The sequence below is a fragment of the Heliomarina baculiformis genome (genome assembly GCF_019966545.1).
GTDB classification, from domain to species: Bacteria; Pseudomonadota; Alphaproteobacteria; order Rhodobacterales; family Rhodobacteraceae; genus Heliomarina; species Heliomarina baculiformis.
On record NZ_JAIMIC010000003.1, the window covers coordinates 275,726 to 301,761 of the forward strand.

The 26,036-nt window shown below is 60.8% G+C and carries 26 protein-coding genes; 19 read left to right on the forward strand and 7 right to left on the reverse strand.

The genetic code is table 11. The features are described from left to right. Nucleotides 1–5: 5 nt before the first annotated feature. Together MF268_RS08440 and MF268_RS08445 are read right to left on the reverse strand one after the other, a co-directional pair. Nucleotides 6–3,797 carry an efflux RND transporter permease subunit gene (locus MF268_RS08440; RefSeq protein ID WP_238370427.1) on the reverse strand — a complete coding sequence of 1,264 codons (3,792 nt, stop codon included), beginning with the start codon at nt 3,795–3,797 and terminating at the stop codon, nt 6–8. Next, nucleotides 3,797–5,044 (reverse strand): efflux RND transporter periplasmic adaptor subunit, encoded by a 1,248-nt coding sequence (locus MF268_RS08445; RefSeq protein WP_238370428.1) that lies wholly within the window; start codon nt 5,042–5,044, stop codon nt 3,797–3,799. Before MF268_RS08445 ends, MF268_RS08440 begins: the two co-directional genes overlap by 1 nt. A 310-nt stretch (nt 5,045–5,354) precedes the next feature. On the opposite strand from MF268_RS08445, the gene MF268_RS08450 reads away from it, so the two are divergent. The 3 genes from MF268_RS08450 (at nt 5,355) to der (ending at nt 9,020) form a co-directional block, all read left to right on the forward strand. Continuing rightward, nucleotides 5,355–6,029: a tetratricopeptide repeat protein gene (locus MF268_RS08450; protein ID WP_238370429.1), complete on the forward strand. Its 675-nt coding sequence runs from the start codon at nt 5,355–5,357 to the stop codon at nt 6,027–6,029. Nucleotides 6,030–6,103: 74 nt separating this feature from the next. Next, on the forward strand, nt 6,104–7,501 hold the full coding sequence (locus tag MF268_RS08455) for an outer membrane protein assembly factor BamB family protein (RefSeq protein WP_238370430.1): 1,398 nt from the start codon (nt 6,104–6,106) through the stop codon (nt 7,499–7,501). Between the two features lie 52 nt (nt 7,502–7,553). Next, nucleotides 7,554–9,020, forward strand: a complete 1,467-nt coding sequence (gene der / locus MF268_RS08460; RefSeq protein WP_238370431.1) for a ribosome biogenesis GTPase Der — start codon at nt 7,554–7,556, stop codon at nt 9,018–9,020. Between the two features lie 148 nt (nt 9,021–9,168). On the opposite strand, the gene MF268_RS08465 is transcribed toward der, so the two are convergent. Continuing rightward, the gene (locus tag MF268_RS08465; protein WP_238370432.1) at nt 9,169–9,618 is read right to left on the reverse strand and encodes a MarR family winged helix-turn-helix transcriptional regulator; all 450 of its coding nucleotides are present in this window, start codon (nt 9,616–9,618) and stop codon (nt 9,169–9,171) included. A gap of 65 nt (nt 9,619–9,683) precedes the next feature. Between MF268_RS08465 and MF268_RS08470 the strand changes: the two genes are divergently transcribed. The 5 genes from MF268_RS08470 (at nt 9,684) to MF268_RS08490 (ending at nt 13,364) form a co-directional block, all read left to right on the forward strand. After that, nucleotides 9,684–10,058: a VOC family protein gene (locus MF268_RS08470; RefSeq protein WP_238370433.1), complete on the forward strand. Its 375-nt coding sequence runs from the start codon at nt 9,684–9,686 to the stop codon at nt 10,056–10,058. A 4-nt stretch (nt 10,059–10,062) separates the two neighbouring features. Then, nucleotides 10,063–10,509, forward strand: coding sequence for an EVE domain-containing protein (locus MF268_RS08475; protein ID WP_238370434.1), 447 nt, complete (start codon nt 10,063–10,065; stop codon nt 10,507–10,509). A gap of 212 nt (nt 10,510–10,721) precedes the next feature. Then, complete coding sequence (locus MF268_RS08480; RefSeq protein WP_238370435.1) at nt 10,722–11,351, forward strand: MarC family protein; 630 nt, start codon at nt 10,722–10,724, stop codon at nt 11,349–11,351. A gap of 121 nt (nt 11,352–11,472) precedes the next feature. Then, complete coding sequence (locus MF268_RS08485; RefSeq protein ID WP_238370436.1) at nt 11,473–12,453, forward strand: fatty acid desaturase; 981 nt, start codon at nt 11,473–11,475, stop codon at nt 12,451–12,453. 260 nt (nt 12,454–12,713) lie between these two features. Continuing rightward, on the forward strand, nt 12,714–13,364 hold the full coding sequence (locus tag MF268_RS08490) for a helix-hairpin-helix domain-containing protein (protein WP_238370437.1): 651 nt from the start codon (nt 12,714–12,716) through the stop codon (nt 13,362–13,364). A 48-nt stretch (nt 13,365–13,412) separates the two neighbouring features. Here MF268_RS08490 and MF268_RS08495 read toward each other — a convergent pair whose 3' ends face one another. The 3 genes from MF268_RS08495 to serS are packed head-to-tail and all read right to left on the reverse strand — an operon-like array spanning nt 13,413 to nt 15,773. Next, nucleotides 13,413–13,769, reverse strand: coding sequence for a VOC family protein (locus MF268_RS08495; protein ID WP_238370438.1), 357 nt, complete (start codon nt 13,767–13,769; stop codon nt 13,413–13,415). A gap of 4 nt (nt 13,770–13,773) precedes the next feature. Next, nucleotides 13,774–14,484 (reverse strand): hypothetical protein, encoded by a 711-nt coding sequence (locus tag MF268_RS08500; RefSeq protein WP_238370439.1) that lies wholly within the window; start codon nt 14,482–14,484, stop codon nt 13,774–13,776. After that, entirely contained in the window at nt 14,481–15,773 is a 1,293-nt protein-coding gene (gene serS / locus MF268_RS08505) for a serine--tRNA ligase (protein WP_238370440.1), read from the reverse strand. The genes MF268_RS08500 and serS overlap by 4 nt, the downstream gene beginning before the upstream one ends. Before the next feature lie 178 nt (nt 15,774–15,951). Here serS and MF268_RS08510 point away from each other — a divergent pair, with 178 nt between their 5' ends. After that, entirely contained in the window at nt 15,952–17,310 is a 1,359-nt protein-coding gene (locus tag MF268_RS08510; protein WP_238370441.1) for a PIN-like domain-containing protein, read from the forward strand. 129 nt (nt 17,311–17,439) lie between these two features. Here MF268_RS08510 and MF268_RS08515 read toward each other — a convergent pair whose 3' ends face one another. Next, nucleotides 17,440–18,714 (reverse strand): arylsulfotransferase family protein, encoded by a 1,275-nt coding sequence (locus MF268_RS08515; protein WP_238370442.1) that lies wholly within the window; start codon nt 18,712–18,714, stop codon nt 17,440–17,442. Between the two features lie 438 nt (nt 18,715–19,152). Between MF268_RS08515 and yajC the strand changes: the two genes are divergently transcribed. The 10 genes from yajC to MF268_RS08565 are packed head-to-tail and all read left to right on the forward strand — an operon-like array spanning nt 19,153 to nt 26,034. After that, nucleotides 19,153–19,437 carry a preprotein translocase subunit YajC gene (gene yajC, locus MF268_RS08520; protein WP_088632677.1) on the forward strand — a complete coding sequence of 95 codons (285 nt, stop codon included), beginning with the start codon at nt 19,153–19,155 and terminating at the stop codon, nt 19,435–19,437. Between the two features lie 33 nt (nt 19,438–19,470). Next, complete coding sequence (secD, locus tag MF268_RS08525; protein ID WP_238370443.1) at nt 19,471–21,132, forward strand: protein translocase subunit SecD; 1,662 nt, start codon at nt 19,471–19,473, stop codon at nt 21,130–21,132. 1 nt (nt 21,133) lies between these two features. Further along, on the forward strand, nt 21,134–22,102 hold the full coding sequence (gene secF, locus MF268_RS08530; protein ID WP_238370444.1) for a protein translocase subunit SecF: 969 nt from the start codon (nt 21,134–21,136) through the stop codon (nt 22,100–22,102). Then, on the forward strand, nt 22,095–22,847 hold the full coding sequence (locus MF268_RS08535; protein ID WP_238370445.1) for a sulfite exporter TauE/SafE family protein: 753 nt from the start codon (nt 22,095–22,097) through the stop codon (nt 22,845–22,847). Before secF ends, MF268_RS08535 begins: the two co-directional genes overlap by 8 nt. A 28-nt stretch (nt 22,848–22,875) precedes the next feature. Then, the gene (locus tag MF268_RS08540) at nt 22,876–23,229 is read left to right on the forward strand and encodes an Mth938-like domain-containing protein (RefSeq protein ID WP_238370446.1); all 354 of its coding nucleotides are present in this window, start codon (nt 22,876–22,878) and stop codon (nt 23,227–23,229) included. A 46-nt stretch (nt 23,230–23,275) separates the two neighbouring features. After that, complete coding sequence (gene ccmA, locus MF268_RS08545) at nt 23,276–23,890, forward strand: heme ABC exporter ATP-binding protein CcmA (RefSeq protein WP_238370447.1); 615 nt, start codon at nt 23,276–23,278, stop codon at nt 23,888–23,890. After that, nucleotides 23,887–24,543: a heme exporter protein CcmB gene (gene ccmB / locus MF268_RS08550; protein WP_238370448.1), complete on the forward strand. Its 657-nt coding sequence runs from the start codon at nt 23,887–23,889 to the stop codon at nt 24,541–24,543. Before ccmA ends, ccmB begins: the two co-directional genes overlap by 4 nt. Nucleotides 24,544–24,588: 45 nt before the next feature. After that, nucleotides 24,589–25,341: a heme ABC transporter permease gene (locus MF268_RS08555; protein WP_238370449.1), complete on the forward strand. Its 753-nt coding sequence runs from the start codon at nt 24,589–24,591 to the stop codon at nt 25,339–25,341. Then, a complete protein-coding gene (gene ccmD, locus MF268_RS08560) occupies nt 25,338–25,508 on the forward strand; it encodes a heme exporter protein CcmD (RefSeq protein WP_238370450.1) in 171 nt (56 codons plus the stop codon). The genes MF268_RS08555 and ccmD overlap by 4 nt, the downstream gene beginning before the upstream one ends. Next, nucleotides 25,501–26,034 carry a DsbE family thiol:disulfide interchange protein gene (locus tag MF268_RS08565; protein ID WP_238370451.1) on the forward strand — a complete coding sequence of 178 codons (534 nt, stop codon included), beginning with the start codon at nt 25,501–25,503 and terminating at the stop codon, nt 26,032–26,034. The genes ccmD and MF268_RS08565 overlap by 8 nt, the downstream gene beginning before the upstream one ends. Nucleotides 26,035–26,036: the final 2 nt, after the last annotated feature.

A 26,036-nucleotide genomic window follows, 5' to 3' on the forward strand; every position in this document is an offset into this window, starting at 1 on the left:
TCGCGCTATTCGGCTGCCCGCATCGGCTTGCTCAAATCGGGAGGCGCGGAGTCGGCATCATCGGATACCGGGGCAAAGTTGCTCTTCATGTCGTCCCATATCAGGTCGCCCACCGGCATCTTGCGGGCGGTTTTGCGCAGCCGCATGTCGCGGGCGATCCGGCTTGAGCGGCCAAGGGTCAACCGCGCCAGCAACTGTCCGATCCAGCGCGCATAGGTCGAAATCCAGACCCGCAACGCAAGGAAGGACGGGGTGACGACAAGCGTGAGCACCGTCGCGATTCCTAGGCCGAACACCACCGCCGTCGCGAGTTGCTTCCACCAGAGCGAGGTTGGTGAGTTGATCGAATAACCCCCGCCGATGAAGTCGAGGCTGAGGCCGAACATCATCGGCGCCAGACCGGCCATCGTCGTGATGGTGGTCAGCAAAACCGGGCGAATGCGATCCTCGGCCGTGCGGATGATCGCCTCTACCCGCGGCATGAACTGCGCGTATTCCTGGTAGGTATCGATCAGAACGATATTGTTGTTCACCACGATCCCGGCCAGCGCGACAATGCCGGTCCCGGTCATGATGATCGAGAACGGTTGGTTCATCACCATCATCCCGATCAGCACGCCGGTGGTAGAGAGCACCACCGCAAGCAGCACCAGCACCGAGTTGTAAAAGCTGTTGAACTGCGCCAGCAGGATGATGAACATCAGCCCCAGCGCACCCAGAAAGGCGTTTTGCAGGAAGGCACCGGATTCCGCCTGTTCCTCCTGATCGCCGGTCCACTGGGTGGTGACTGACGACGGCAGTGGATCAGTCTCCAGCCATTCGGTCAGCGCCGCGATCCGTTCGTTCGGATTGATCGGTACAAAGCGGGCCTCTCCCGAGGCCAGCGCCTCGCGCACCGCGTCCAGACTGCCTGCCTCGCCCAGCGACACCAGCGTAAAGCTGTTGCCACCGGCATTCTCGACAGTGGGACGGTCGGTCGTGGTGCCTTCGGGCACCTCGTGTACCACCGCCAGCACGCTGTCATCTGCGCCGGTGATCCGCGACAGACCCGGCGCGACATCGGCTTTGACATCGAAATAGCGCTGCTGGTCGAAACGGCTGATCGAGGCCAGCTTGGCCACCGGTTTGCGCGTGATAAAGTTGGACAGCGGCACAAGACCATCGCTGGTGCGCACCTTGAGCGTATCCAGCGTAGACAGAACCCGATCCTGCTGGGGCAGGCGCAGGCGGATCTCGATTTCTTCGTCGGAGGTGTCGCTTGGCATCGTGTCAAGCAGCAGACCCCGCGTGATCAGCTGCACCATCGCGCCCACTGTCGCGACGTCGGCACCGAACCGGCCTGCCTTTTCCACGTCCACGTCGATCTGCCAGTCGATACCGGGCAGGGGCAGCGTATCTTCGATCTGGATCAGTCCGGGCGTCCCCTCGAACTGCGCACGCGCCAACTTGGCCGCTTCGGTCAGCTCGTCCCAGTTGTCGCCCATCAGGCGCAGATGCACCGGCTTGCCCGAGCCCGGACCCTGTTCCAGCGGTTTGATCTCGGCCTCGAACCCCGGCAGCTTGGCCAGCTCCGCATTCAACTCTTCGATCACGGTGTTGCCGTCAAATTCGGGCGCGGTGACATGTTTCTCGAACCGCCCGCCAAGGATCGGTTCGTTGACGGTGGGGCGGTCTTCCCATGGTACGATCTCGAACTGGACCTGACCAACCGTATCGGCAGGCTGCTGTCCCGCCGCCGGTCCGCCCACGTTCAACCCGCCGTCCCCGGCAAAGGAAAACACGTTGGTGACCGCCGGGTGCGCCTTGATGACGTCCTCGACCTGGCGCACCAGCGCGTCCGATTCCATAAGAGAGATATTGCCGCGCGCGCGCACATAGACCGAGGCCTGCTCGGGCTCGGTTTCTACAAAAAACTCGACGCCGCGCGAATTGGCCGGGAACAGCACGAAGGCGACGTAGATCACCCCGGCAAAGACCGATCCGATGGCGACGATCGGCATGATCGGGTTGCCCGCGATCAGCTTGATGACCCAGCCGAAGGGCGAAAGCCGGTGGCCCGAGCGCACGCGTTTCTCGCGCCGCTCGATCCGCGCCGCCCCCAGCGTGACCGAGGCCGCGAAAGCACCGAAAAGGAAGACCGCCGCGCCGAAAAGCGACCCCGCCACATCCGGCGTGCCGGCAGGCAACAGGTAGGTGGGGTTCAGGACCTGCATTGCGCCAAGGAACATCAGGTAAAGCGAGGGCGGCACCAGCAGCGCCCGCACGACCCAAGGCAGTCTCGCCCGAAGAAACTCGGATATACCGTTGAAAACGCGCGACATCCGCCCCGTGACGCCCCCCATCACCGGCAGATAGATCAGCGCCACGATCAGCGAGGCAGACAGGACGAAAATCAGCGTCACCGGCAACATGCCCATGAACTCTCCCGGTACACCGGGCCAGAACAGCATCGGCAGAAAGGCGCAAAGCGTCGTCGCGGTCGAGGACACCACCGGCCAGAACATGCGCTGCGCCGCCTCGACATAGGCATGCATCGGGCCGATCCCGTCCTTGATGCGCTTGTCCGCGTATTCGACGATCACGATGGCCCCGTCGACCAGCATCCCTACCGCAAGGATCAGGCCGAACATCACGATGTTGGAAATCGACACGCCCATCACCGCAAGGAAGGCAAAGCACAGCAGGAACGACGTCGGAATCGCAAACCCCACCAACAGCGCCGCCCGGCTGCCAAGCGCGGCGAGCACCACGATCATCACCAGTGCGACCGCCGTAAGGACCGAGCCTTCCAACTGCGCAACCATGGACCCGACCACGCGGCTCTGGTCGTTCGACGTGCCGATGTCGATGGCTGCCTGCAATTCCGCCGGCCATTTCGCCCGTGACGCCTCCAGGGTTTCCTTGACCAGATCCACCGTGTCGATCAGGTTGAACCCCTTGCGCTTGACGACCTGCAAGGCAACCGTGCTTTCACCATCGAAACGTGCCGTTCCGATGCGGTCTTCAAAGGTGAAATTGATCTCGGCCAGATCGCCCAGCGTCACGACCCGGTTGCCATTCGTCTTGACTGGAAGCGCATAAACGTCGCGCGGCTCATCGAAAGAAGACGGAATCTTGACGCTAAAAGTGCCCTGCGCGGTTTCGACCTCACCCGCCGCGATCAGCTGGTTGTTGTTCTGCACCGTGTTGATCAGCTCGATGGCTGTCACGTTGTAGGACTCCAGCCGCAGCGGATCGATGATGACCTCGAGCATCTCGTCACGGTTGCCCGCGATCCCGGCCTCAAGCACCGGCTCGAGCGCTTCAAGATCATCCTGCAACTCCTTGGCGACACGCGCCATCGTGCGTTCCGGCACTTCGCCCGTCAGGCTGACGATGACGATGGGAAATTCGGAAAAGTTGATCTCGGCGATGGAATACTGCTCGGCTCCTTCGGGGAACTTGGCCTGCGCCGCATTCATCGCATCGCGCACATCGGCCATGATCGCCGTCTTGTCCCAGCCGAACTCGAACTCCATGACCACGTTGGCGTAATTCTCCGACGCGGTCGAACTCATCTTGTCGAGCCCGTCGAGATCGGCCAGCTCGGTCTCCATCGGCTTGACCAGCATCTTCTCGCTGTCTTCCGCCGAGATGCCCGGGAACTGCACCGAGACGATCAGGGCGGGGATCTCGATATCGGGCTCGCCCTCCTTGGGCAGGCTCCAATAGGCGAACCCGCCGATCACCAGCGACAGGACTATAAAGGCGATGACCATGCGGGCACGGTCAGCCGCCCAGTTGACGACCCCGATCATCAGAGCGGCTCCTGAAAGCTCGGCTGCACGTGAACACCATCCGTGACAAAATCCGTTCCCACGGTGATCACGTCGGTCTCCTTCGGCAGGCCCGACACCCAGGCGCCGCCGGTTTCGTCGCGCAACAACTTTACCGGCACAAAGGCGACAATATCGCCTTCGTTCACCACGCGCACACCAAGCTGGCCATCATTGTTCAGCGTCAGTGCCGATTGCGGCAGTTTGTGCGCCTTTGCGCCCTTGGCGGCAATGGCGATGGTCGCCGTCTGACCGTCACGAATGCTCAGCTCTTCGTTGGGCAGGGTGATCTCGGTCAGAAAAGTTCGCGTCGTTGGATCGGCGGAACGGCTCAGAAAGGTGACCTTGCCGGTCACCTGCCGTCCGTCGATCAGCTCGGCCCCGGCCTGCGCGCCAACCGACACCCGGTCGACCTCGGTTTCGGGCACGTATCCGACCAGCTTGATCGGGTCGAGCTGAATGACGCTCGCACAAAGCGACCCGGCCTGCATCAGGCTGCCCAGCTCGGCGGTGTCCGATTCCAGAACACCGGCAAAGGGCGCCTTGATCGTCAGCCGATCAATCTCGCGTTCCGCTGCGGCAACCGCCGCGGCCGCGGATTCGATACCCGCCTGCGTGGTTTCCTGAGCCGTGGTGGCGCTTGCGATTCCCGCTTCGGCCGACCGGACCGAGGCACGGGCAGATTTCAGTTTCGTTTCAGACGCATATCCCTCGGTGCTGAGTTTTTCAGACGCGCGATAGTTGATCATCGCCTCGTCCAGCCGGGCACGGGCCTCCTCCAGCCGCGCATCGGTTTCGGGCACCCTTGCGCGGGCCTCCTTCAACCGGGCGCGCGCCTCTCCAAGAGCCGCCTCTCGCGTGCCGGGATCAAGCTCGCAGAGCACATCGCCAGCCTCTACGAAAGTCCCCTTGCGCAGCGGTTCGGAAATTACCGTGGCCGAGGTCTCTGCACGCACCTCGACCTCACGTACCGCCGCCGTTTCGCCGCGCAGAATCACCGCGTTGTCGATGGTCTTCGCAGAAGAATGCTGAACGACCACCCGGATACGTTTTTCCGGCGTTTCGGACGCGGTCTCGCTCTCTGCCGCCATTTCCTCTCCGGCTTCCGGGCTCGCAGCCTCGGTCGATTCCGATCCGCGCGCAAAAGCCAGCAGCGCCTCCCGCTCGAATACGATCGCATAAAGCGCAAAGGTCACCAGCAGCGCTGTAAAAACCGGAATGAGGCGCATCTAGGTCTTCCTCAAGAAACTTGCGCGACAGAGGCTGTTCCTTTGGCGCGGCTATGATTGCTTTTAAGAGATATACGGCGGACTAAACTGATCGGTTCACTTTACGATTTTTCCCTTACGTTCGCAAGGGCAGGCAGGCCCGTTGTCCCGCATGCACTTGGCTTGCGCGTTCATGCAGGTTAATAGGGGGCAATCTGCTCGGATCATAGGCACTTTCTGCGGCCGCCGGGATTGGGAAAACAAGGGGTTGGCCGCCATTGTCGCAGCTTTGACGGCGGCGGGATAAACGGCACAGGAAAAGCGAACAGGCATGAGCGATACCGACAGTTTCATCGACGAAGTGAACGAAGAGGTCCGTCGCGACCGTCTTTATGCGTATTTCCGCCGCTATGGCTGGATTGCGCTGGTCGTGATCATCGCCGTCGTCGGGGGCGCCGCCTGGAACGAATATCGCAAGAACGAAGCCGAAGCGCAGGCACAGGCGCTTGGCGATGACCTGCTGAACGCAATGCGCCAGAACGAGGCCGAGCAACGCGCCGCAGACCTGTCGCTGATTACCGCCGACACGCCCGGTGGCAACGCAATCGTGGAATTCTCGCTGGCGGCGGCCCAGGCCGAGTCGGGCCAGACCGATGCGGCTGTTGCCGCGCTCAACAATATCGCGACGCAGGGCGATCTTCCTGAAATCTACCGCCAGATCGCGGCTTTCAAGGCGCTGACACTGCAGACGGAAACGCTCCCGGTCGAAGAACGCCGGATCGGATTCGAAGCTCTCGCCGTGGCCGGTGCGCCGCTGCGGCTTCTCGCCGAGGAACAACTGGCGCTACTCTCGGTTGAATCCGGGGATGCGCAGGCCGCAATTGACCGGTTCCAGTCGATTCTTCAGGACGCCGAGGCGACTGCCGACTTGCAACAACGCGCCGCGCAAGCAATTGTGGCGCTCGGCGGCACGCCGGAACGCCGCCCCGAGACGCAACAGGGTTAACGGACATTGAAGGCAGACGCCCGGGTCAGACTGACCCCAACGGCGGATGGAAGTGACAGGACAGGCAAGACGTTATGATTGGACCGTTTAATTTCTCGCGGGCGCTGCATTCTTCCATCGCGATTCCGCCTCGCCAGAACCGCAGGCTCGCGCAGCGCGGTCTTGGTCTCTGCGCGGTTGCCCTGCTGACCCTGTCGGCCTGTGGCGAGAAAGAAGTCATCCTCCCCGGTGAGCGTGAAACCATCCGCCCCGAGGTTCAGGACGGTCCGCTTACCCCGAAGCCCGACGAAATCGACAATGTGTCGCGTGCCATTTCCATTCCGGGTCAGGTGGGCAATGCCAGCTGGCAGCAGGCGGTCGGCACCCAGTCGAACCGCGTCTCGAACGCGCGGCTGCGCGTCGCGCCGCAGCAGGTCTGGTCCACCAGCATCGGCTCGGGCGATGGTCGCCGCGTGCGCATCACCGCCGACCCGGTGGTCGCGGGCGGTCTGATCTACACGCTCGACAGCGGTGCGCTGGTTTCCGGCGTGACGCCCTCGGGGCAGGTCGCATGGCAGACCAACCTGATTCCCGCTACCGACAAGGAAGAGCAGGGCACCGGGGGCGGTATCGCTTATGACAACGGTACACTATATGTTTCTTCCGGCTATGGCCGCCTGACCGCGCTCGATGCCAAAACGGGCGCGATCCGCTGGCAGCAGAAACTCGGCGCCACCGGCAGCGGCACGCCGCTGATCGACGGTGGGTTGATCTATCTGGTGGCAGGCGACGACACCGGCATGGCGATCCGTACCTCCGACGGCAGAATCGCTTGGGAAATCAAGGCCGTGCCCAGCGTTGCGAATGTGCTCGGCGCACCCGCACCGGCCATCGCCGGCCCCTACGTCGTCTTCGGGTTCGGCTCGGGCGAACTGATCGCCGCCTTCCGCAAGGGTGGCACCCAGCGCTGGAGCGCCACCGTCGCCGGCAAACGCATCGGCAGCGCCGCGAGCCGTATCGGCGACATCACCGGTGCGCCGGTTGTTTCGGGCAACACGCTTTACGCGGGCAACAAATCCGGCCGTACCGCAGCCATCGACATCAACAGCGGCGCGATCCGCTGGACTGCCCGTCAGGGCGCGATGAGCCCGGTCTGGCCGGTAGGTGGCAGCGTCTTCGCGGTGACCGACCTCAACCAGCTTGCGCGGCTCGACGCCAGCAGCGGTGACACGATCTGGGTCCGTGACCTGCCTGCCAACGTCAAGGAAAGACCCAAGAAACGCGGCCCCGTCTATGGCAACTACGGCCCTGTCCTCGCGGGCGGACGGCTTGTCGTGGCCTCGGGCGACGGCTACCTGCGCTTCTACGCACCCGACAACGGCGCGCTTGTCGCCACTGTGCCGATCGCGGGTGGCGCCACCACCGGACCGGTCGTTGCGGGCAATACGCTCTACGTAGTCAGCTCCGACGGAAAATTGCACGCTTTCCGTTAGGCGCGATATGCGCTAAAGGGCGCATTCGTCTTACTCGAAAGTGCTCAAGGCCATGTCCTTTACTCTCGCCATCGTGGGCCGTCCCAACGTGGGCAAGTCCACTCTTTTCAATCGCCTCGTCGGCAAGCGTCTTGCGCTGGTCGATGACCAGCCCGGTGTGACCCGCGACCTGCGCGAAGGCGCGGCGCGTCTTGGTGACCTCAAGTTCACGGTGATCGACACCGCCGGTCTTGAAGAGGTCAACGACGACAGCCTTCAGGGCAGGATGCGCCGTCTGACCGAACGGGCGGTTGATATGGCCGATATCTGCCTTTTCATGATCGACGCCCGCGCCGGGGTGACGCCAACCGACCAGATGTTCGCGGAAATCCTGCGCAAGCGTTCGGCCCATGTCATTCTTGCCGCCAACAAGGCCGAAGGCTCCGCCGCCGATGCGGGCGTTATCGACGCATGGGGCCTCGGCCTTGGCGAACCGATCCGGCTCTCCGCCGAGCATAACGAAGGTCTGAACGACCTCTATGCCCAATTGATGCCGCTGGCCGACGCCTTCGAGGAACAGGCCGAACAGGACGCGCCCGAAACCGACGTGACCCTCTCGGAAGAAGTGGACGAGGACGAGGCCGCCATCGGCGCGCCCAAGCCCACCAAGACCAAGCCGCTGCAAGTGGCCGTGGTAGGCCGCCCGAACGCGGGTAAATCCACGCTCATCAACAAGATCATCGGCGAAGATCGCCTGCTCACAGGTCCCGAGGCGGGCATCACACGCGACTCGATCTCGCTTCAGGTCGAATGGGGCGGCACTCATATCCGGCTCTTCGACACGGCGGGGATGCGCCGCAAGGCCAAGGTGCAGGAAAAGCTCGAAAAACTTTCCGTCTCCGATGGTCTGCGTGCGGTGAAATTCGCCGAAGTCGTCGTGGTGCTCCTTGACGCGGCGATCCCCTTCGAACAGCAGGATCTGCGCATCGCCGACCTTGCCGAGCGCGAAGGCCGCGCGGTGATCATCGCTGTCAACAAATGGGACATCGAAGAGGAAAAGCAGGAAAAACTGCGCGACCTCAAGGAAAGCTTCGAACGCCTGCTGCCCCAGTTGCGCGGTGCCCCGCTGATCACGGTCTCAGCCAAGACGGGCAGGGGGCTCGACCGCTTGCATGACGCGATCATGCGCGCTTATGATGTCTGGAACCGCCGCATCACGACGGCCCAGCTCAACCGCTGGCTCACCGGCATGCTCGAGCAGCACCCGCCTCCGGCCCCGCAAGGCAAACGGATCAAGCTGCGCTACATGACACAGGCCAAGACAAGGCCACCGGGATTCGTCGTCATGTGCTCGCACCCCGACAAGATGCCGGAAAGCTATTCGCGCTATCTGGTCAACGGGCTGCGGCAGGACTTTGACATGCCTGGCACGCCGATCCGCCTGCACATCCGTTCGCAGAACGACAAGAACCCCTATAAAGGCCGCAAAAAAGCCGCGCCCAGCAAGCTGCGCAAGCATACCGAAGGGCGTCGCAAGTAGCGCTGCGCCTGATACTTTGCTTGCCATTTGTTGGTAATCGCGGCTGACTTTGCCGCGATTACCAACGATGAACCTTGGCCGCCATAAATTCGGTCAAGCCACCGGTTTGCGGCTGAAACTCACGGCGATGCAGCCCGTTATCCATGCTCTAGGATAGCGCATCGGCGATCCTCAGCAGCATCGCGGCGGCGTCCGGCGATGCCGCTTCGCGGGCGATCTTCTCCGTTTCAAGAACCGACCGATGCGCCTTTGACAGCACGTCCTGTCCTTTTTCCGTAAGCTGCGTGCGCTGGATACGGCCATGCTCCGCATCTGGGCTCCGCTCGATAAGGCCCAATCTGTCAAGTTTGACCAGCATCGACTGCATGGTCTGCGGAGTAACGAAGGCCCGCCGCGCCAGACGCGCGTTCGAGGCGCCGGGCTCATCCTCGAGGCTGCACAAGACATTATATTGCGGCGCCGTGAGACCAAAATCCTTTAGCTGCCGGTCCATATGCAGGCGCAGCGCCTGTTGCGCCCGCTTGATTGCGTAGCCAAGCGACTCCTGTGGCGCGAATGGCGTTTCTTCTGACGTTGATGGTGTTTTGGCGCTTTTCATATCAGTAGGCTTATATTATATCAGGCCCCTGATATTATCGCCTCCCCACAGGAAAGACAATCCACATGCCCCATCTCATCGGTCCTGACTTCATCGGCTTGCAGGTCGCAGATCTCGACGCCGCTCGCGTCTTTTACACCGATATTGTCGGTCTCACTCCCGCACCTTTCGCGCCTCCGGGTGCGGTTGTGTTCGACACCAGGCCGATCCCTTTCGCCGTCCGCACCCCGGTGGTCGATCTAGAGGCAACGCGCCCTCTCGGTCACGGGGTTTCCCTGTGGTTCGGCTGCGATGATGCCGATACGCTGCATGATCATCTCGATGCAAAGGGCGTGACAATTGCCTTTGCGCCCAAGGACGGTCCCTTTGGTCGCTACTTCGCATTCGAGGATCCGTTTGGATATACGATCACTGCCCACACCGTAGCGCAGGAAGGCTGAACCCATGACCTGCTGGATCGGTGTTGCCTCTGCGGATCATGTCAGCGCAGGTGTCGAAGGCGGCTTTGCGCAACTGGGACACGGCAGGCACGATGCCGTCAAGGCGCTGCACCGGGACGACTGGCTCGTCTACTATTCCCCGCGTGAGGGCATGGGAAAAGGCGCGCCCGTCCAGGCTTTCACGGCCATCGGCCGCGTCACCTCGGACAAGCCCTATCACGCGGCTCAGTCAATGGACTTCAACCCTTATCGAGTGAATGTCGATTACTTCCCCGGCGTGACGCCCGCCCCGATCCGCCCCCTGCTTGGTTTCCTGAACCTGACGCGCGATCATGTCGATAACTGGGGGCTCCTGATGCGCGGCCCCAAGCGGAGGATCACCCCCGAGGACATTCGGTGCATTGCGAAAGCCATGGGCCTCCCGTCCGATAATCTGACTCGTATCGAGTAACCGCTATTCCCACATGGGTGGCCTCTGGTATGACCGCGCCGCCAGCCACCCCACTCGAAACTCAGGCAACCAAGCCCGCTTAGCCGTGCCAAAACGCCGCGACCAACTCCGGTCTCGACTGTTACGCCCCTGTGCCGCCTTGCATCCGACCCAAACCCTTGGCAAGACAGGGGCAACGTCCCCTAAACTATTATGTCAGGCACAAAAATCCGGTGAACTGGACCGATATCATACGCGAATTCATCACGCTTTTCGTGGTCATCGACCCCATCGGGTCGATTCCGGTCTTTCTCTACGCCACCGCCAATGTGCCCCGGCGGCTGCATCGCGCCTATGCGCTGCGCGCTATCCTGATCGCCATGCTGGTGCTGCTCGGTTTCCTCGTCGGCGGGCAGTTCCTGTTCGAAGCGCTTGGCCTGCGGCTTGGCACTTTCCAGATCGCCGGCGGCATCGTTCTGATGCTCTTCGCGCTAACCATGATCTTTGGCGACTCCAAGGCCGCGCGGGAAATCGACGAAGCGGCCCATGACGACCTATCCGGCGCGGTATTCCCGCTTGCCATTCCCTCGATCGCCTCACCCGGCGCCATGCTCGCCGTCGTGATCCTGACCGACAACCACCGCCAGTCGATCGAGGATCAGGCGGTCACCGCCGGGTTGCTGATCCTCATCCTCGCCTTCACCTTCGTGCTGTTGCTATTGGCCACGAGGATCCAGAAACTGATCGGCTCCACCGGGTCCAGCGTCATCAGCCGCGTGATGGGCATTATCCTTGCCACGGTTGCCGTTGATTCAATCCTGTCCGGACTCGAAACCATGGGTGTCCTAAATCTAAGCGCCTGATCGCCGCGCCGCGCAATTTTAATACCGATCAAATTGAAAAATATTAAGAAAGTGTTAAGTTGCGCGCATAGGTATAGCCGCGGCAAATTTCTGCGCGCAGATGCGACAGGCAAAACAAGACATGAATCTCCGAGAGCACACCCGCAAGTATTGTGACAAGGACAACCGGCTGGCATCGCTAAGCTATTTCGGCACTTTCGCGGTGTATTTTACCTCGCTCTATTTCGCGATCACGCAGATCGAGGCCTGGTATATCGCCGCGCCGATGATCCTGATCCATGCGTTTTCGGCCGTGCGGCTTTACGTTTTGCAGCATGACTGCGGCCACCATTCCCTGTTCGAGACACGCCAGCAAAACGAATGGGCCGGGCACGGCCTGTCGCCGTTTACCTTTGCGCCGTTCGAAGTGATGAAGCAGAACCACAACCTGCACCACGCCAATATCGGCAATCTCGAACATCGCGAGACCGGTGAAATCCACACGATGACCTTGCGTGAATGGAACGAGGCCGGGTTCTGGCAACGCCTGCAATACCGGCTCTATCGCAATCCCTTCGTGCTGGTGCCGCTGGGCTCGCTCTTTACCTATTTCATCCGCTACCGCTGGCCCAAGAACACCACCCGTTTCGGTGTTCAAGGTGTGCTGCTCCATAACCTCGTCATCGCGGCCTATATCGGCTCGCTCTATGCGCTTTTCGGGTGGACCGGCGTGCTGGTCTGGCTGGGGGCAAGCTTTCTCGGCGGCATGATCGGCGTCTTCCTCGTCTATCTCCAGCATAACTTTGAGGACACCTACTGGGACCGTCGCCCGGATCTCGACCCGCAGATCGCGGCGTTGCAGGGGTCCTCCTGTCTCGATTTCGGCTGGGCTTTCGACCATATCGTCGCCTGCATCACGCTGCACGATATTCACCACTTCAACGCGCGGATCCCCAGCTATCGCTTGCGCGCCTGCCACTATGCCTTGCCTAAGGACATTGCCCCCCGTCGCATCAAATTCCCCGAGGCGGTGCGTGCGCTAAACCTCAAGCTCTGGGACGAGGATCAGCAGCGCCTGGTGCCTTTCCCGTCTTCGGGTGAGGCCGCGCCGCTGAACGCCTGAGGAACGGGGCTCAGAAATCCGCTCAGAAAAGTATAACTTTTGTATATACAATAGATAGCTTTGTGATACATGTGCCTTTGCCGCACAGCAGATTGCTGTTGGCATGAAACTGAAATTTAAGGAACATACGCATGGCGAAGAAAGCTAAGATCAAGGAACTGAAGGCCGAGGTCAAAAAGCGCGAGAAGAAGGTTGCCCGTCAAGAGAGCAAGCTCAAGTCTGCCAAGAAGGCGCTTAAGAAAGCGGCCTGATCGGCGCGATTGCGGGGCGGCGCAGGGCTCGCTTGTCCGCCCCACAGAAAAGGACTGAAGATGACAGCATTGAATGAAGTTAACGGAATTGGCCCCTCCCTTGCGGAGGCACTGGTAAAGCACGGCTTTGACAGCGCCGAAAGCATCGCCGCCGCCACGCCCGAAGCACTGGTTGCCGTACCGGGCATCGGCGCCGCCAGTGCGCCACGTCTGATCGAAGCCGCCAAAGAGGTTGCAGGTGGCCCCGACGCCCCCGCGCTCGATCCCGCACCCGAGCCGGAACTCGTGACCCCCGTTCCCGATCCTGTCGTTCTTGCCGAACCGGCCAAAGACAATGGCGAGCCAAAGGCCGAGCCGGAATCGGAGATCCCGACAGCAGCGAAACCTGCGAAAAAGAAACCGGTCAAAAAGTCGAAAAAGACCGACGACAAGAAGAGCAAAAAGACCAAGTCGGACAAGAAATCGAAAGCAGAACCCAAAAAATCTGACGTAAAGAAGTCTGAAAAGAAGAAGTCGGACAAAGAAAAATCCAACAAGAAAAAAGACGCCAAGAAGAAACTGGAAAAAGCGGCGAAAAAGATGTCGGACAAACTCAAGGCGCTTAAAAAGAAAGTCTCCAAGAAATCCAAATCGTCGAAAAAGAAAAAAACCTCGAAGTAATCGGGCAAATGGCATTGGTCCGTTCGTCAGGGCGCGCGGACCGCTTCTCTACCGAAACGCCCGTCCGGAAATCGACAGGGCATTGCCGCTCGGGTCTTTCAGATTGGCAAAGACGTAGCCATTCGCATGGTGCAGAGGCCCGACCTCGACACCGCTCTCAACCAGTACAGCGCGCATCGCTGGCACGTCAGCGACGTCAAAGACCAGCTTGAGTTGCACCTGCCCTTGTATTTGCCCCTTGCCAGCGGGGTGCAAGAGCAGAACCAACCCATCGCCGGGAGAGCGCAATTCCACGATCCGATCCGTCGGATCGTTCAACACCTGATACCCGAAGTGGCGCTCATAAAAGGCAGCGGTTTTCTCAACCTGACGGCAATAGAGAATTGCGCGGCCCAGTTTTGTCACCGGCTCAGCCCGTCAGCCGCCAGAGCGTTGGCACAGCGATCACCAGCGCGCCAATGGCTGCCAGCCAGAACACCGCCGGATTGCCGCCCCAGTTCGACACCGCCACCCCGATCAGCGCCCAGACCAAGGCAATCCCGTAGGCGGGCGAACTTCCCATGCGCCGCAGCACAAAGATGGCGATCACCAGCGCCAGCAGCAGGGCCACAATCGCCGCCTCCCGCTCGCTCGTCAGCCGATAGCCGGCCAGCACGATCCCCAGCGCCACGCAGGACGCAGCCGTCAGCCATCCTGCGTAAAGCCCGAGCGGCGCGCGCGCCCAGCCGATATCAAGCAGCGGCGCCCGGCGCAGCGCCACCAGCGCGGTGCCCAGCATGATCCAAATCAACACAGTTGCGGGCAGGGGAGCGACCTCTGCCACCGGCAGCCAGACCGCACCCACCCCGACCGAGGCCGCAAGCGCGGGCCGCATCGCCAGCCAGTCCGGCGCGTTGCCGCGCTTGATCAGCCCGAAGATCGCGCTGATCAGCAACCACGCATAGATCACGCCCCAGATCGAAAACGCATAGCCCGAGGGCTGCACCATCGGGTCGTCCTGCGGCACCGGGAACTGCCCGGCCTCGAACCCGCGAAAACCGGGCGTCAGCAGCGGCGAGGCGACAAATGCCAGCGTGGCCGCCGCGACCACCCACGCCATCGGCTCGGGCAGGCGTCTCATGAGAGGGTGCCCTCGGCGCTCAGGACCGTCTTTCCGCCCAGATAGGGTGCCAGCACCTCGGGCAGTTTGACCGAACCATCCGCCTGCTGGCCGTTCTCGAGCACCGCGATCAGGCAGCGCCCCACGGCAAGGCCGGACCCGTTCAGCGTATGCACGAACTCGGGCTTGCCACCGCCCTCGGGACGGAACCGCGCGTTCATCCGCCGCGCCTGGAAATCGCCCGTGGTCGAGACCGAGGAGATCTCACGATAGGCATTCTGCCCGGGCAGCCACGCCTCGATGTCATAGGTCCGCTTCGCGCCAAACCCCATGTCGCCGGTGCAGAGGATCACCGTGCGGTAGGGAATGCCAAGCTTCTCCAGCAGACCCTCGGCACAGCCCAGCATCCGCTTCTGCTCTGCGTCGCTCTCGTCCGGATGGGTCACCGACACCATCTCGACCTTTTCGAACTGGTGCTGGCGCAGCATGCCCGCCGTATCCTTGCCCGCGCTACCCGCTTCGGAGCGGAAGCACAGCGTATGCGCCGTCATCCGTACCGGCAGCGTGCCCGCGTCCAGAATATCGCCCGCAACGCTATAGGTCAGCGGCACCTCAGAGGTCGGCACCAGCCACCAGCCATTCGTCGTCTGATAGCTGTCTTCGCCGAATTTCGGCAGCTTGTCCGTGCCATACATCGCCTCGTCGCGCACCAGCACGGGCGAGTTCATTTCGACCAGCCCGTTCTCATCCACATGCGTGTCGATCATGAACTGCGCAAGCGCCCGGTGGATCCGCGCCACCGCCCCCTTGAGCATCACAAAGCGCGAGCCGGAAATCTTCGCCGCCAGCTCGAAATCCATCGAGGCCGCGACGCCCGCGATCTCGTAATGCTCCTTCGGCGTGAAATCGAAGGCAGGCTGGTCGCCCCAGCGCTTCACCTCGACATTATCCTCTTCGCCGCCGCCATCCGGCACATCGCTCGCGGGCAGGTTGGCGATGCGCGCCAGCATATCGCTCAGCTTGGCATCCAGCTCCTTGGCCTCGGCCTGCATCTCCGCCACTTGCGATTTCTTCTCGGACACCAGCGCGCGCAGCCGCTCGAACTCGGCCTCGTCCCCCTTGGCCTTGGCCGCCCCTACCAGTTTCGAAGCCCGGTTCTGCTCGGCCTGCGCCTCTTCGGCCGCCTGTATCCGCGCCCGGCGCTCGCCATCAAGCGCAAGCAGCTCCGACGACACCCCCGCATCCCCCCGCCGCGCCAGAGCGGCGTCAAAAGCTTCGGGGTTTTCGCGAATGGCACGAATGTCATGCATGTCTTGGTCCTCGGATCCATGAGTCGGTTCGCCGCCTTATGCCTCATGTTGGGAGAGGAGGGTAGGGGGAGGGCTGCGCAATGTTGATTAGTTTTCCAATGTGGATTTAGCAATTGCGAAGACGGAATTCCGAGGGCAAGGTGTTCTGCGAAAGTTAGTTTACGGAGTTGCGTCGAGTATGAAAGGCATGTTTCCTGAATTCGACCGAAAATCTGATCATGAATTTAATCGGCTTTGGAAAAATGCCGTTTTTGTCTTCGATACAAACGTGTTGCTAAACTTGTATCGCTATCCTGCATCCACGAGAGAGACATTCTTTGGTATACTCAAAAAACTGCCAAACCGTGTCTGGGCCCCTCACCATGTTGCGCTGGAGTTTCAAAGAAATCGTCTAACTGTTGTTTCTGAGCAAATGAATACTTTCTCTCTTGTTGAGGGTATAGTCAAAAATGGCCGAAAGGAGATGATTGATAAGATTAGCCGCTTGCAGTTGGAAAAAAGGCACTCCTTGATAAAAACGGAAGAATTCGAGAGTTCTTTAAACCACTTGACCGACCAGTTTCTGGAAGAGCTAACTGTGATGAGAAACGAACAGTATGATGTTGGTGATCATGATGACTTGAAGGGGGAAATAGAATCAGTATTCGAAGGAGCTGTTGGGCTCGCGCCAAAAAACCAAGATGAGCTAGATAATTTATACAAGGAAGCAGAGGGACGATACGTTAACGAAATCCCGCCAGGTTATATGGACTTAAATAAATCAAAGGATGAGGGTGGCGAATATTATCACAACGGCCTAACTTACAAGAAGGTTTTTGGGGATTATTTGATCTGGCGTCAAACTCTGGAATACTGCAAAGATAATGAGGTTAAAGAACTGGTGTTCATTACTGACGATCAGAAAGAGGATTGGTGGTGGGTACTGAACTCAAACGGAAAAAAAACTGTTGGTCCAAGGCCTGAGTTGCAGAACGAGGCCAGTATTTTTGGTGGTGTGGATTTGTTCCACATGTACAAGAGCGAGAGTTTTCTTATTCATGCTAAAAAATATCTTGGCTTCGATGTTGGCGACGCGGAGATTGATGAAGTTAGGGATATTTCTGGCCTCTCTACTTTTGAAGTAAAAACCGCTGAAATAGGGTTGGGATATCGAGGCAATGTTGTCGAATTGCTTATGCGCTGGCTTGGCGGGCTATACCCTAGTGCGGAAATATGGGAGGAAGTTTTCCCTGATATAATCGTGGAAAGCCGCGGGAGTGTTTCTGGTTTCGAAGTGTTAAGTATACTGGGCGAAGAAAACGCAAAGAAGTTGGCAATTTACAAGATATCGAGGCTGTCTGAGATGATTTCTAATGGAAAGCTAGATAGCGGATTTTTAGTCTGCGTGTCTGATCGTAGCGGCCCGGAATTTAATAGAATTATTCCTAATTTGAGGAGTAAATCTAAGGCTTGGGGCGATGTTGTGGAAATTATTAATGGCGCAATAGTTAAGAGTGAATCTGGGGACTTTTCTTTTGTTCCAAGTGAACTATATTGACGCACGAATGCGTTGTCGGAGTCGAGTTTTAAGCTCATTTTTGGAGACATTGATTGAGTTTCTTTTGGGTGAATTGCTTTGGCCAAGCCGCATCACTGCCAAGCCCGGAATGTCAGGAGTCCGGCCTGTTCACTCCCGAGCGCAATTCGGCACCGTTTCGTAATAATCCTCCGGCAGCCACACCGCGTTGAACACGCTCGCGTTCACCCCGTCGCCCGCGATATTATTGAACTCGAAAACGATCTCGCCATCCTCGGAAATCTCCACCACGCGGCCCTGCGTCGGGACGGTGATCAGGTGCGCGCCCGAGGGGAGGCGCTGCTGTTTTCCCTGCCACGGGCTGTACCACGCAGAGTCCGGCGGTGTATGGAAACGCCGGATATCGCCCGTTGCCGGATCGACCGAGAGGATCCCCGACCGCCCGCGCCCGGTGGCGTTGTCATAGATCTCGATGCGCCCGGTCTCGGTGAAATCCGGATCGTGCTGGCGGATCCACGGCCCGTAGGCGGCCCATCTGAACGCAACGCTTTCGGGGTCGAGCACGGCGACGAGGTCCAGCTCGCGCAGGCTGATCAGCAGGTCGCCCGGGCTGAAATCCGGGAAGGCCGGTGCAAACTCACGACGCAGCGGCTCCACGTCATTGGGATGAAAGATATCGTCCTCCAGCCCGCGCCTGATCTCGCGCACCGGGGAAAGCCTGTAATCATCGGGCAGGGCGAGCATGACCGCGTTCCGCTCGGACGCGGCCTGTACCTCCTCCATCGAAATCTCGCGCAGGTGTTCGCCGGTTCCCGCGTCCATCTGCAGGATGCTCTGGAGCGGGCTGCTGACGGTATCCGGGCTGAACCATGTCCAGAGCGCCCCGTCATCGTCGATGTCGATGGAATGGTGGTAGACCCCCTCGCGCGTCCAGAGCGGTTCTCCGCAGGCATCGATACGCGCCATCAGCGGGCCGCCCTTAGCGAAATTCACGACGATGCTGCCATCGGGCATCATCTGCATGCCATGTGGGTTGATTTCATGCGTGGCTTCGGTGTCGCCCGACAGGGCGCGATAGCTCGTCGGCCAGACATGGACCTGTTGCCCCGCCGGATCGAGAAGCCGCACGGAATAGGTTTCAAGCTCGACGTCAAAGCCCATGATCGCGCGATATCCGGGCATGACCTCACCGGCGTTTTTCATGACGGCCCGGGAGGCGCCGCTGGTGACATTTGCCTTCATAAACTGGTTCTCGCGGCCCCAGTGTCCGAAGCGGCGGTAAAACTCCACCTGCTGGCGCAGCAAAAGAAGATCACGGGTTGGCCAGATCTTGTAATGGCGAAAGGCGAACCCGCTCAGAAAGACCAGCAGCACAAGGAGGAGCGCAAGGCTCGCGAGGGGAATGATCTTCTCCCGTTTGGACACTGTCTAATTCCTTTCCGGATCAGGGCAGGGCCATGTGCACCGCCGGTCAAATTCTTGCGCAAGGAAATCGTTCGATAGGTAACAGGTTTAGGGCGTGACTTTGCATCCCATCAAGGTTTTTCGAGATCGCACGAGCGCTGGGACAGCCGTTGCGCGATGAAAAGCGTCAATCCGTCGGGACTTGCTGTGGCGGGTTTTATGGAAAGAAAAGGCGCCGCGTTCTGGGCGGGCGAAATGATGTTCCCTTAGGTCATAAGGGGACGTAATCCCGCGGATTTCGCCGCACCGCGGCGGTGTACAGGGGGTGTACGGGGTGTGTACAGTTGTCACCCCCCTGTTTTCCCGGTTTCCCCGCCTTGCATTGCCCCCCCTCAACGCATAGGTTCCGGCCAAATTCGCGGGGGGAGTCCCCGGCCCAGACAACAAAAGGAAGACCCCATGGAAGGTGGCGCAATCGCCCAGTTTCTCCCGCTGATCCTGATTTTCGCGATCATGTATTTCCTGCTGATCCGTCCTCAGCAGAAGAAGGTGAAAGAGCATCAGGCCATGGTCGAAGCCGTGCGCCGGGGCGACCAGATCATCACGCAGGGTGGGATCATCGGCAAGGTCACCAAGGTCAAGGAAGACGGTGAAGTCGAAGTCGAAATCGCCGAGGGCGTGAAAGTGCGCGTGGTGAAATCGACCATCGCCAACGTGACCTCCAAGACCGAACCGGCGAAGTAACACGGCTCTGTAACCATCTGAAAAGGCAGGGCAATGCTCTACATCGATCTCTGGAAGCGGGTACTGATCTGGCTGGTCTGTGCCGCCGGTCTGATATTCGCTCTGCCCAACGCGTTCTATACGCGCGTCGAAACCCATAATGACGCGGTTGCCGCCATCGAGGTGCGCGGCGAGAACCCCGATCTGCTTGCGGCCGAAGCCCAATGGCCGTCATGGGCACCGACGGACCTTGTGAACCTCGGGCTCGACCTGCGCGGCGGTGCGCATCTGCTTGCCGAGGTTCAGGTCGCCGAGGTTTACGCAACCCGGCTTGAAGGGTTCTGGCCCAGCCTGCGCGATGCCCTGCGCCCGGAACGCGATACGGTGGGCGGTGTGCGCCGTGTGCCGTCGCCGCCAGAAGAGCTTCGCGTGCGCATCGGCAACCCTGACGGGATGGCCCGTGCGCTTGAAGTTGTTCGTGGACTTACCCAGCCTATTCAGTCGCTTAGCGGTGTCGGATCGACAGATTACGTGGTCAGCGGCCAGGGCGACATCATGGTAGTGACCCTTTCCGAGGCCGAACAGCGCGCTTCCGACGACCGCACCGTGCGTCAGGCACTGGAAATCATTCGCCGCCGGATCGACGCGGTTGGCACCCGTGAACCCACGATCCAGCGGCAGGGCGCGGACCGGATCCTGATCCAGGTGCCCGGCATCGGCAGCGCCAGCGAGCTGAAAGAGATCATCGGCACAACCGCTCGTTTGACCTTTAACCCGGTCATTTCGCGGGGCGGAGACCCGGATGCAAATGCCGGTCCCGGTGAGATGGTCGTGCCCTCGCTTGATGAGGAAGGCCAGTATTACACAATCGAAACCGCGCCCGTGGTTTCCGGCGACGAACTGGTCGACGCGCAGCCGTCCTTTGACCAGAACGGCCGCCCGGCAGTGAATTTCCGTTTCAATACGACCGGCGCACGCAAATTCGGTGACTACACGCTTGAAAACATCGGCCAGCCGTTTGCCATCGTCCTCGATGATGAGGTGATCAGCGCCCCGGTCATCCAAAGCCACATCCCGGGCGGTTCGGGCATCATCACCGGTCGCTTTACGGTCGAGGAAAGTACCAACCTTGCGGTGCTGCTGCGCGCCGGTGCCCTGCCGGCCGAGCTGACCTTCCTCGAAGAGCGGACTATCGGTCCGGAACTTGGACAGGACAGCATCGACGCGGGCAAGATCGCCACGGCGGTTGCCTTTGTTGCCGTGCTGGTCTTCATGGTTCTCAGCTACGGGTTGTTCGGGATCTTTGCCAATATCGCGCTGATCCTCAATATCGTGATCCTCTTCGCGGCGCTGTCGCTCATGGGGGCCACGCTGACCCTGCCGGGCATCGCCGGGATCGTCTTGACGGTGGGTATGGCGGTGGACGCCAACGTGCTGATTTTCGAGCGTATCCGCGAAGAACTCAAGACCGCGCGCGGTCCGGCCCGTGCCATCGAGCTGGGCTATGAAAAGGCGCTGTCGGCGATCCTTGACGCGAACATCACCACCTTCATCACGGCCGTGATCCTCTTCGTCATGGGCTCGGGTCCGGTGCGGGGTTTCGCGATCACGCTGGGTCTTGGCATCATGACCTCGGTCTTTACGGCGATCTTTGTCACGCGGCTGCTGATCGTCATGTGGTTCGAACGCCGCCGTCCCAAGACAATCGAGGTTTGACATGCGGCTGAAACTGATCCCCGAAGACACAAAGATCGACTTCTTCCAGCGCTGGAAACTCTGGTTCGGCATCTCGATGGTGCTGATCGTGCTGGCGGCTGTCTCGTTTGGCGTGCGTGGCCTTAACTACGGCATCGACTTTCGCGGTGGCACGACCATCCGGACCGAAAGCAGCACCGATCTTGATATTGCCAGCTATCGGGAAGCGCTGAATGCGCTGAACCTTGGCGATATCACCATCTCCGAGGTGTTCGATCCGACCTTTGACGCCGATCAGCACGTGGCGATGATCCGCATTCAGGCGCAGGACGATCAGGAAGCGGTCAGCGCCGAGCTGATCCAGTCGGTCGAGGACGCACTCTCGGCCATCGTGCCCGATATCGAATTCGTATCGGTCGAATCCGTTGGTCCCAAAGTCTCGGGAGAGCTGATCTGGACGGCCGTGCAAGCGGTTGCGCTCGCGATTGGGGCGGTGCTTATCTATGTCTGGCTGCGGTTCGAATGGCAGTTCGCGGTCGGGGCGGTGATTGCGCTGATCCATGACGTCATCCTGACCATTGGTGTGTTTTCGGAACTTCAGATCAAGTTCGATCTGGCGATCATCGCGGCGCTGTTGACCATCGTCGGCTATTCGCTGAACGATACGGTCGTGGTCTTTGACCGGGTTCGCGAAAACCTGCGCAAGTACAAGAACCGTCCGCTGAAAGAGGTCCTGAATATCTCGATCAACGAAACGCTCAGCCGTACGATGATGACCTCGCTGACCACGCTCTTGGCGCTGTTCGCGCTGATCGCGCTTGGCGGCGACGTAATCCGCGGATTCGTTTTCGCGATGATCTGGGGCATTGTCGTTGGGACCTATTCCTCGATCTTCATCGCGGCGGCGATCCTGCTGTACATCGGGGTCAAGCGCGACTGGACCAAGCCGGACAACAACACCGGCAATCAATACGCCAATATTGATGCCTGACTGGATCTCCGGCGTTCTCGCGACGCCGGGGCTTGGCTGGCTTTTCCTGACCGTGGTGGTCGGGGGGCTGGTGCGCGGTTTTGCCGGGTTCGGCACGGCGCTCATCATCATGCCGGTGGCCAGCTCGGTGCTGACCCCGGCCGGGGCGCTCACCGTGCTGGTGGTCGTCGATCTGCTGGGACCGATCCCGAACCTGCCGGGGGCCTATCGCACCTGTAACAGAACCGATGTGATGCGCCTTGGGCTCGGCACGCTGATCGCGCTGCCCGTCGGGCTTTATGGCCTGTCCCATATGCCCGAAGAAGTCTTTGGCTGGCTGGTGTCGGTCCTTGTGCTGGTGACCCTGATGGCGCTGATGATCGGCTGGCGCTATCACGGCAAACTGACCCCGCCCCTGATTCTTGGCACCGGCGCGACGGCCGGTGTGCTTGGCGGGGCCACGGGTCTGGCCGGTCCGCCGGTTATTATGCTGTATATGGCCAGCACGCTGCCGGGGGCGGTGGTACGCGCAACATTGCTGCTTTACCTCTTCGTACTGGATTCCATGATGATCGTGATGCTGGCGGCCTTTGGCATGTTGGATCCGGCAATGGTTCTCATCGGACTTGTGCTGCTGCTCCCCTTTGTTGCGGCAAACGTGATCGGCGGGCAGTTGTTCAAATTCGGGAGCGAGCGTCAATTCCGCGCGGTGGCCTACACAATCATTGCCGGATCGGCCATTCTGGGACTGCCGCTCTGGCACTGACGGCCAGAGAGAGGCGAAAGGAGAACCCATGCGTCTGAACGAAGTCACTTTCAACGACTCCAAGCCCGTCGACGGCTATGGGCCGGGCTTTTTCCGCATCGGCGGCGAAGTTTATCATGGCGCCGTGCTGACCGGTCCCGAGGGGACCGGGTTGTGGGGGGGGTACACGGACCCTGAACCGCTGCTGGCGCTGGCCGGGAAGGTCGATGTGCTTTTTGTCGGGACCGGCGCGGAAATCGCGCATCTGCCCCGCCAGTTGCGCAGCACGCTGGACGAGGCCGGGCTCGGGGTCGAGGTGATGAACTCGCCCGCCGCCTGCCGGACCTACAACGTTCTGCTCTCCGAAGGGCGCCGCGTCGCGATGGCGCTGGTCCCGGTCTGACCGCTTTGCTCTTTTGTGCGGCGGGTCAATCGGTTATCGCACATTCATGACGCTGACAGTATCCGATCTTTCGATTGCGCGGGGCGGCCTTCCGGTGCTGCAGGGGGTCTCCTTTGCCCTTGCCCGCGGTGAGGCGCTGGTGCTGCGCGGCCCCAACGGGATCGGCAAGACAACACTGCTGCGCACGCTGGCCGGCTTGCAGCCGCCGATTACCGGCCAGATTGACGGCAACGAGGAAACCATCGCCTATGCGGGACATGCGGACGGGTTGAAACCCACGCTCACCGTCGAAGAGAACCTTCATTTCTGGGCCGAGATCTTCGGGACCAAGGAGATTGCGACGGCGATTGATGCCTATGAGCTGAACGGCCTCCGCTCACGCCCCGCGGGTGCGCTTTCCGCCGGACAGAAAAGGCGGTTGGGGCTGGCGCGGATGCTGGTCACCGGGCGACCGATCTGGGTGCTGGACGAACCGACTGTCTCGCTCGACACTGGGGCGGTGGCCATGTTCGCGGATGCTGTGCGGGCCCATCTGGGGAAGGGTGGCTCGGCCCTCATCGCCACCCATATCGAGCTTGGCCTCGACGCGCGGTTGCTCGACCTCGGGGGCTATCGCGCCAGCCTTCCGGCGCTGGACGATTTCGACGGGTCCTTCGTATGAAGGCGCTTTTGATCAGGGATCTGAAACTGGCGATGCGGGCAGGCGGAGGCTTTGGCCTTGGCCTTGCATTTTTCCTGATCGTCACAGTTCTGATTCCGTTCAGCGTCGGGCCGCAATCGGCGCTGCTGGCCACCATCGCGCCGGGGGGGCTCTGGCTTGGGGCGCTGCTGGCCTGCCTGCTGTCGCTCGACCGGCTGCTCGCACTCGACTGGGAAGACGGCACGCTCGACCTGCTGGCCACCGCGCCACTGCCACTCGAATCCGTGGTGACGATCAAGGCGCTGGCGCATTGGCTTACCACCGGCCTGCCGCTTGTGCTGATCGCGCCCGCCCTTGGCGTGCTGCTGAGCCTGCCCGCGCCGGGCTATTTCTGGCTGGTGATCTCGCTGCTGGTGGGCACCCCGGCGCTCTCGGTCATCGGCACATTTGGCGCGGCGCTGACCGTGGGGCTGAAACGCGGCGGGCTACTATTGTCGCTACTGGTGCTGCCGCTTTACGTCCCGACGTTGATCTTTGGGGCCGAGGTCGCGCGGCGTGGCGCGACGGGCATGGAAGCCACCACGCCGCTTTTGCTTCTGGCAGGGATCACCGCCGGGGTCACCGCGCTCTTGCCCTTTGCAAGCGCCGCCGTCCTGCGCGTCAATCTGCGCTAGCTTATGTGAATTGTCCCCCTTGCCAAGAGTGGATAGATAAGAGCCATGTCATTGTGGGAATACGCCAATCCTAAGAAATTCCTGACTACGTCAGAGCGGGTTCTGCCCGTGTTCTGGTGGTTGTCGGGCGCCTGCATCGTGATCGGGCTGATCTGGGGGTTCTTCTTCACGCCCGACGATTACCGGCAGGGATCGACTGTCAAGATCATATATCTTCACGTGCCCTCGGCGCTGATGGCCATCAACGCCTGGCTGATGATGCTGGTGGCCTCGCTGATCTGGCTGATCCGCCGCCACCACGTCAGCGCGCTCGCCGCCCGTGCCGCCGCGCCCGTGGGCGCGACGATGACCGTTATCGCGCTGGTGACCGGGGCGATCTGGGGCCAGCCGATGTGGGGCACATGGTGGGCCTGGGATCCGCGCCTGACCTCGTTTCTGATCCTGTTCCTGTTCTACCTTGGCTATATCGCGCTCTGGTCCGCGATCGAGGATCCGGATACCGCCGCCGACCTGACCAGCGTGCTTTGCCTTGTGGGCTCGGTCTTTGCGATTCTGTCGCGCTATGCGGTGAACTTCTGGAACCAGGGGCTGCATCAGGGCGCGTCGGTCATGCGGGCGGGGGCGATCACCGGAACCGATACCGAAGAGAAGGTCAGCAATATATTCTTCTTCCCGCTGATGGTCTGCATGGTCGGGTTCGTGCTGCTTTTCATCGCGCTTGTACTTTACCGCACCGGCACGGAGATCCGCGCCCGGCGTATCCGTGCCCTGATGGCGCGTGAAAGGATGGCGGCATGATCCCCGATCTCGGCAAATACGCTGTAACTGTCCTGTCGTCTTATGGCGCGTCGCTTGTTCTGCTGGCGCTGTTGGTGGCGGTGACCCTGTGGCGCGGCCGCAAGGTGCGCGCCGACATGGCCGAGCTTGAAAACCGCCTGAAAACAAAGGCCAATCGCGATGGCTAAAATCTCTCCCCTGATGGTTATCCCGCCGCTCGTGTTCCTGGGGCTGGCCAGCCTGTTCCTTGTCGGCATGTTCCGCGACGACCCCGAGGCACTGCCCTCAGCCAGGATCGGTCAGCAGGCCCCGGCCTTGCAGATCACCGAATTGCCGGGCAAGGCGCTGTTTGATGACGAGACGTTGCGCGATGGCAATCTCAAGCTGGTGAACTACTGGGCCAGCTGGTGCGCCCCGTGCCGTGTCGAACATCCCAATCTTGAAAAGCTGCGGGCCGAGGGGCTGCCGATCTACGGGATCAATTACAAGGATGACCCGGACAACGCGCTGGCCTTCCTTGCGGAACTTGGCGACCCTTACGAGGCCGTTGGGGCAGACAATTCGGGGCGCGCGGCGCTTGACTGGGGGGTCTACGGCGTGCCGGAAACCTACCTGATCGACGGCGACGGCAATATCCTGCTGCGAGTCGCCGGGCCGCTAGTTCAGCGCGTCATCGACAGCCAGCTGCGCCCGGCGCTTGAAAAGGCGCGCTGAGG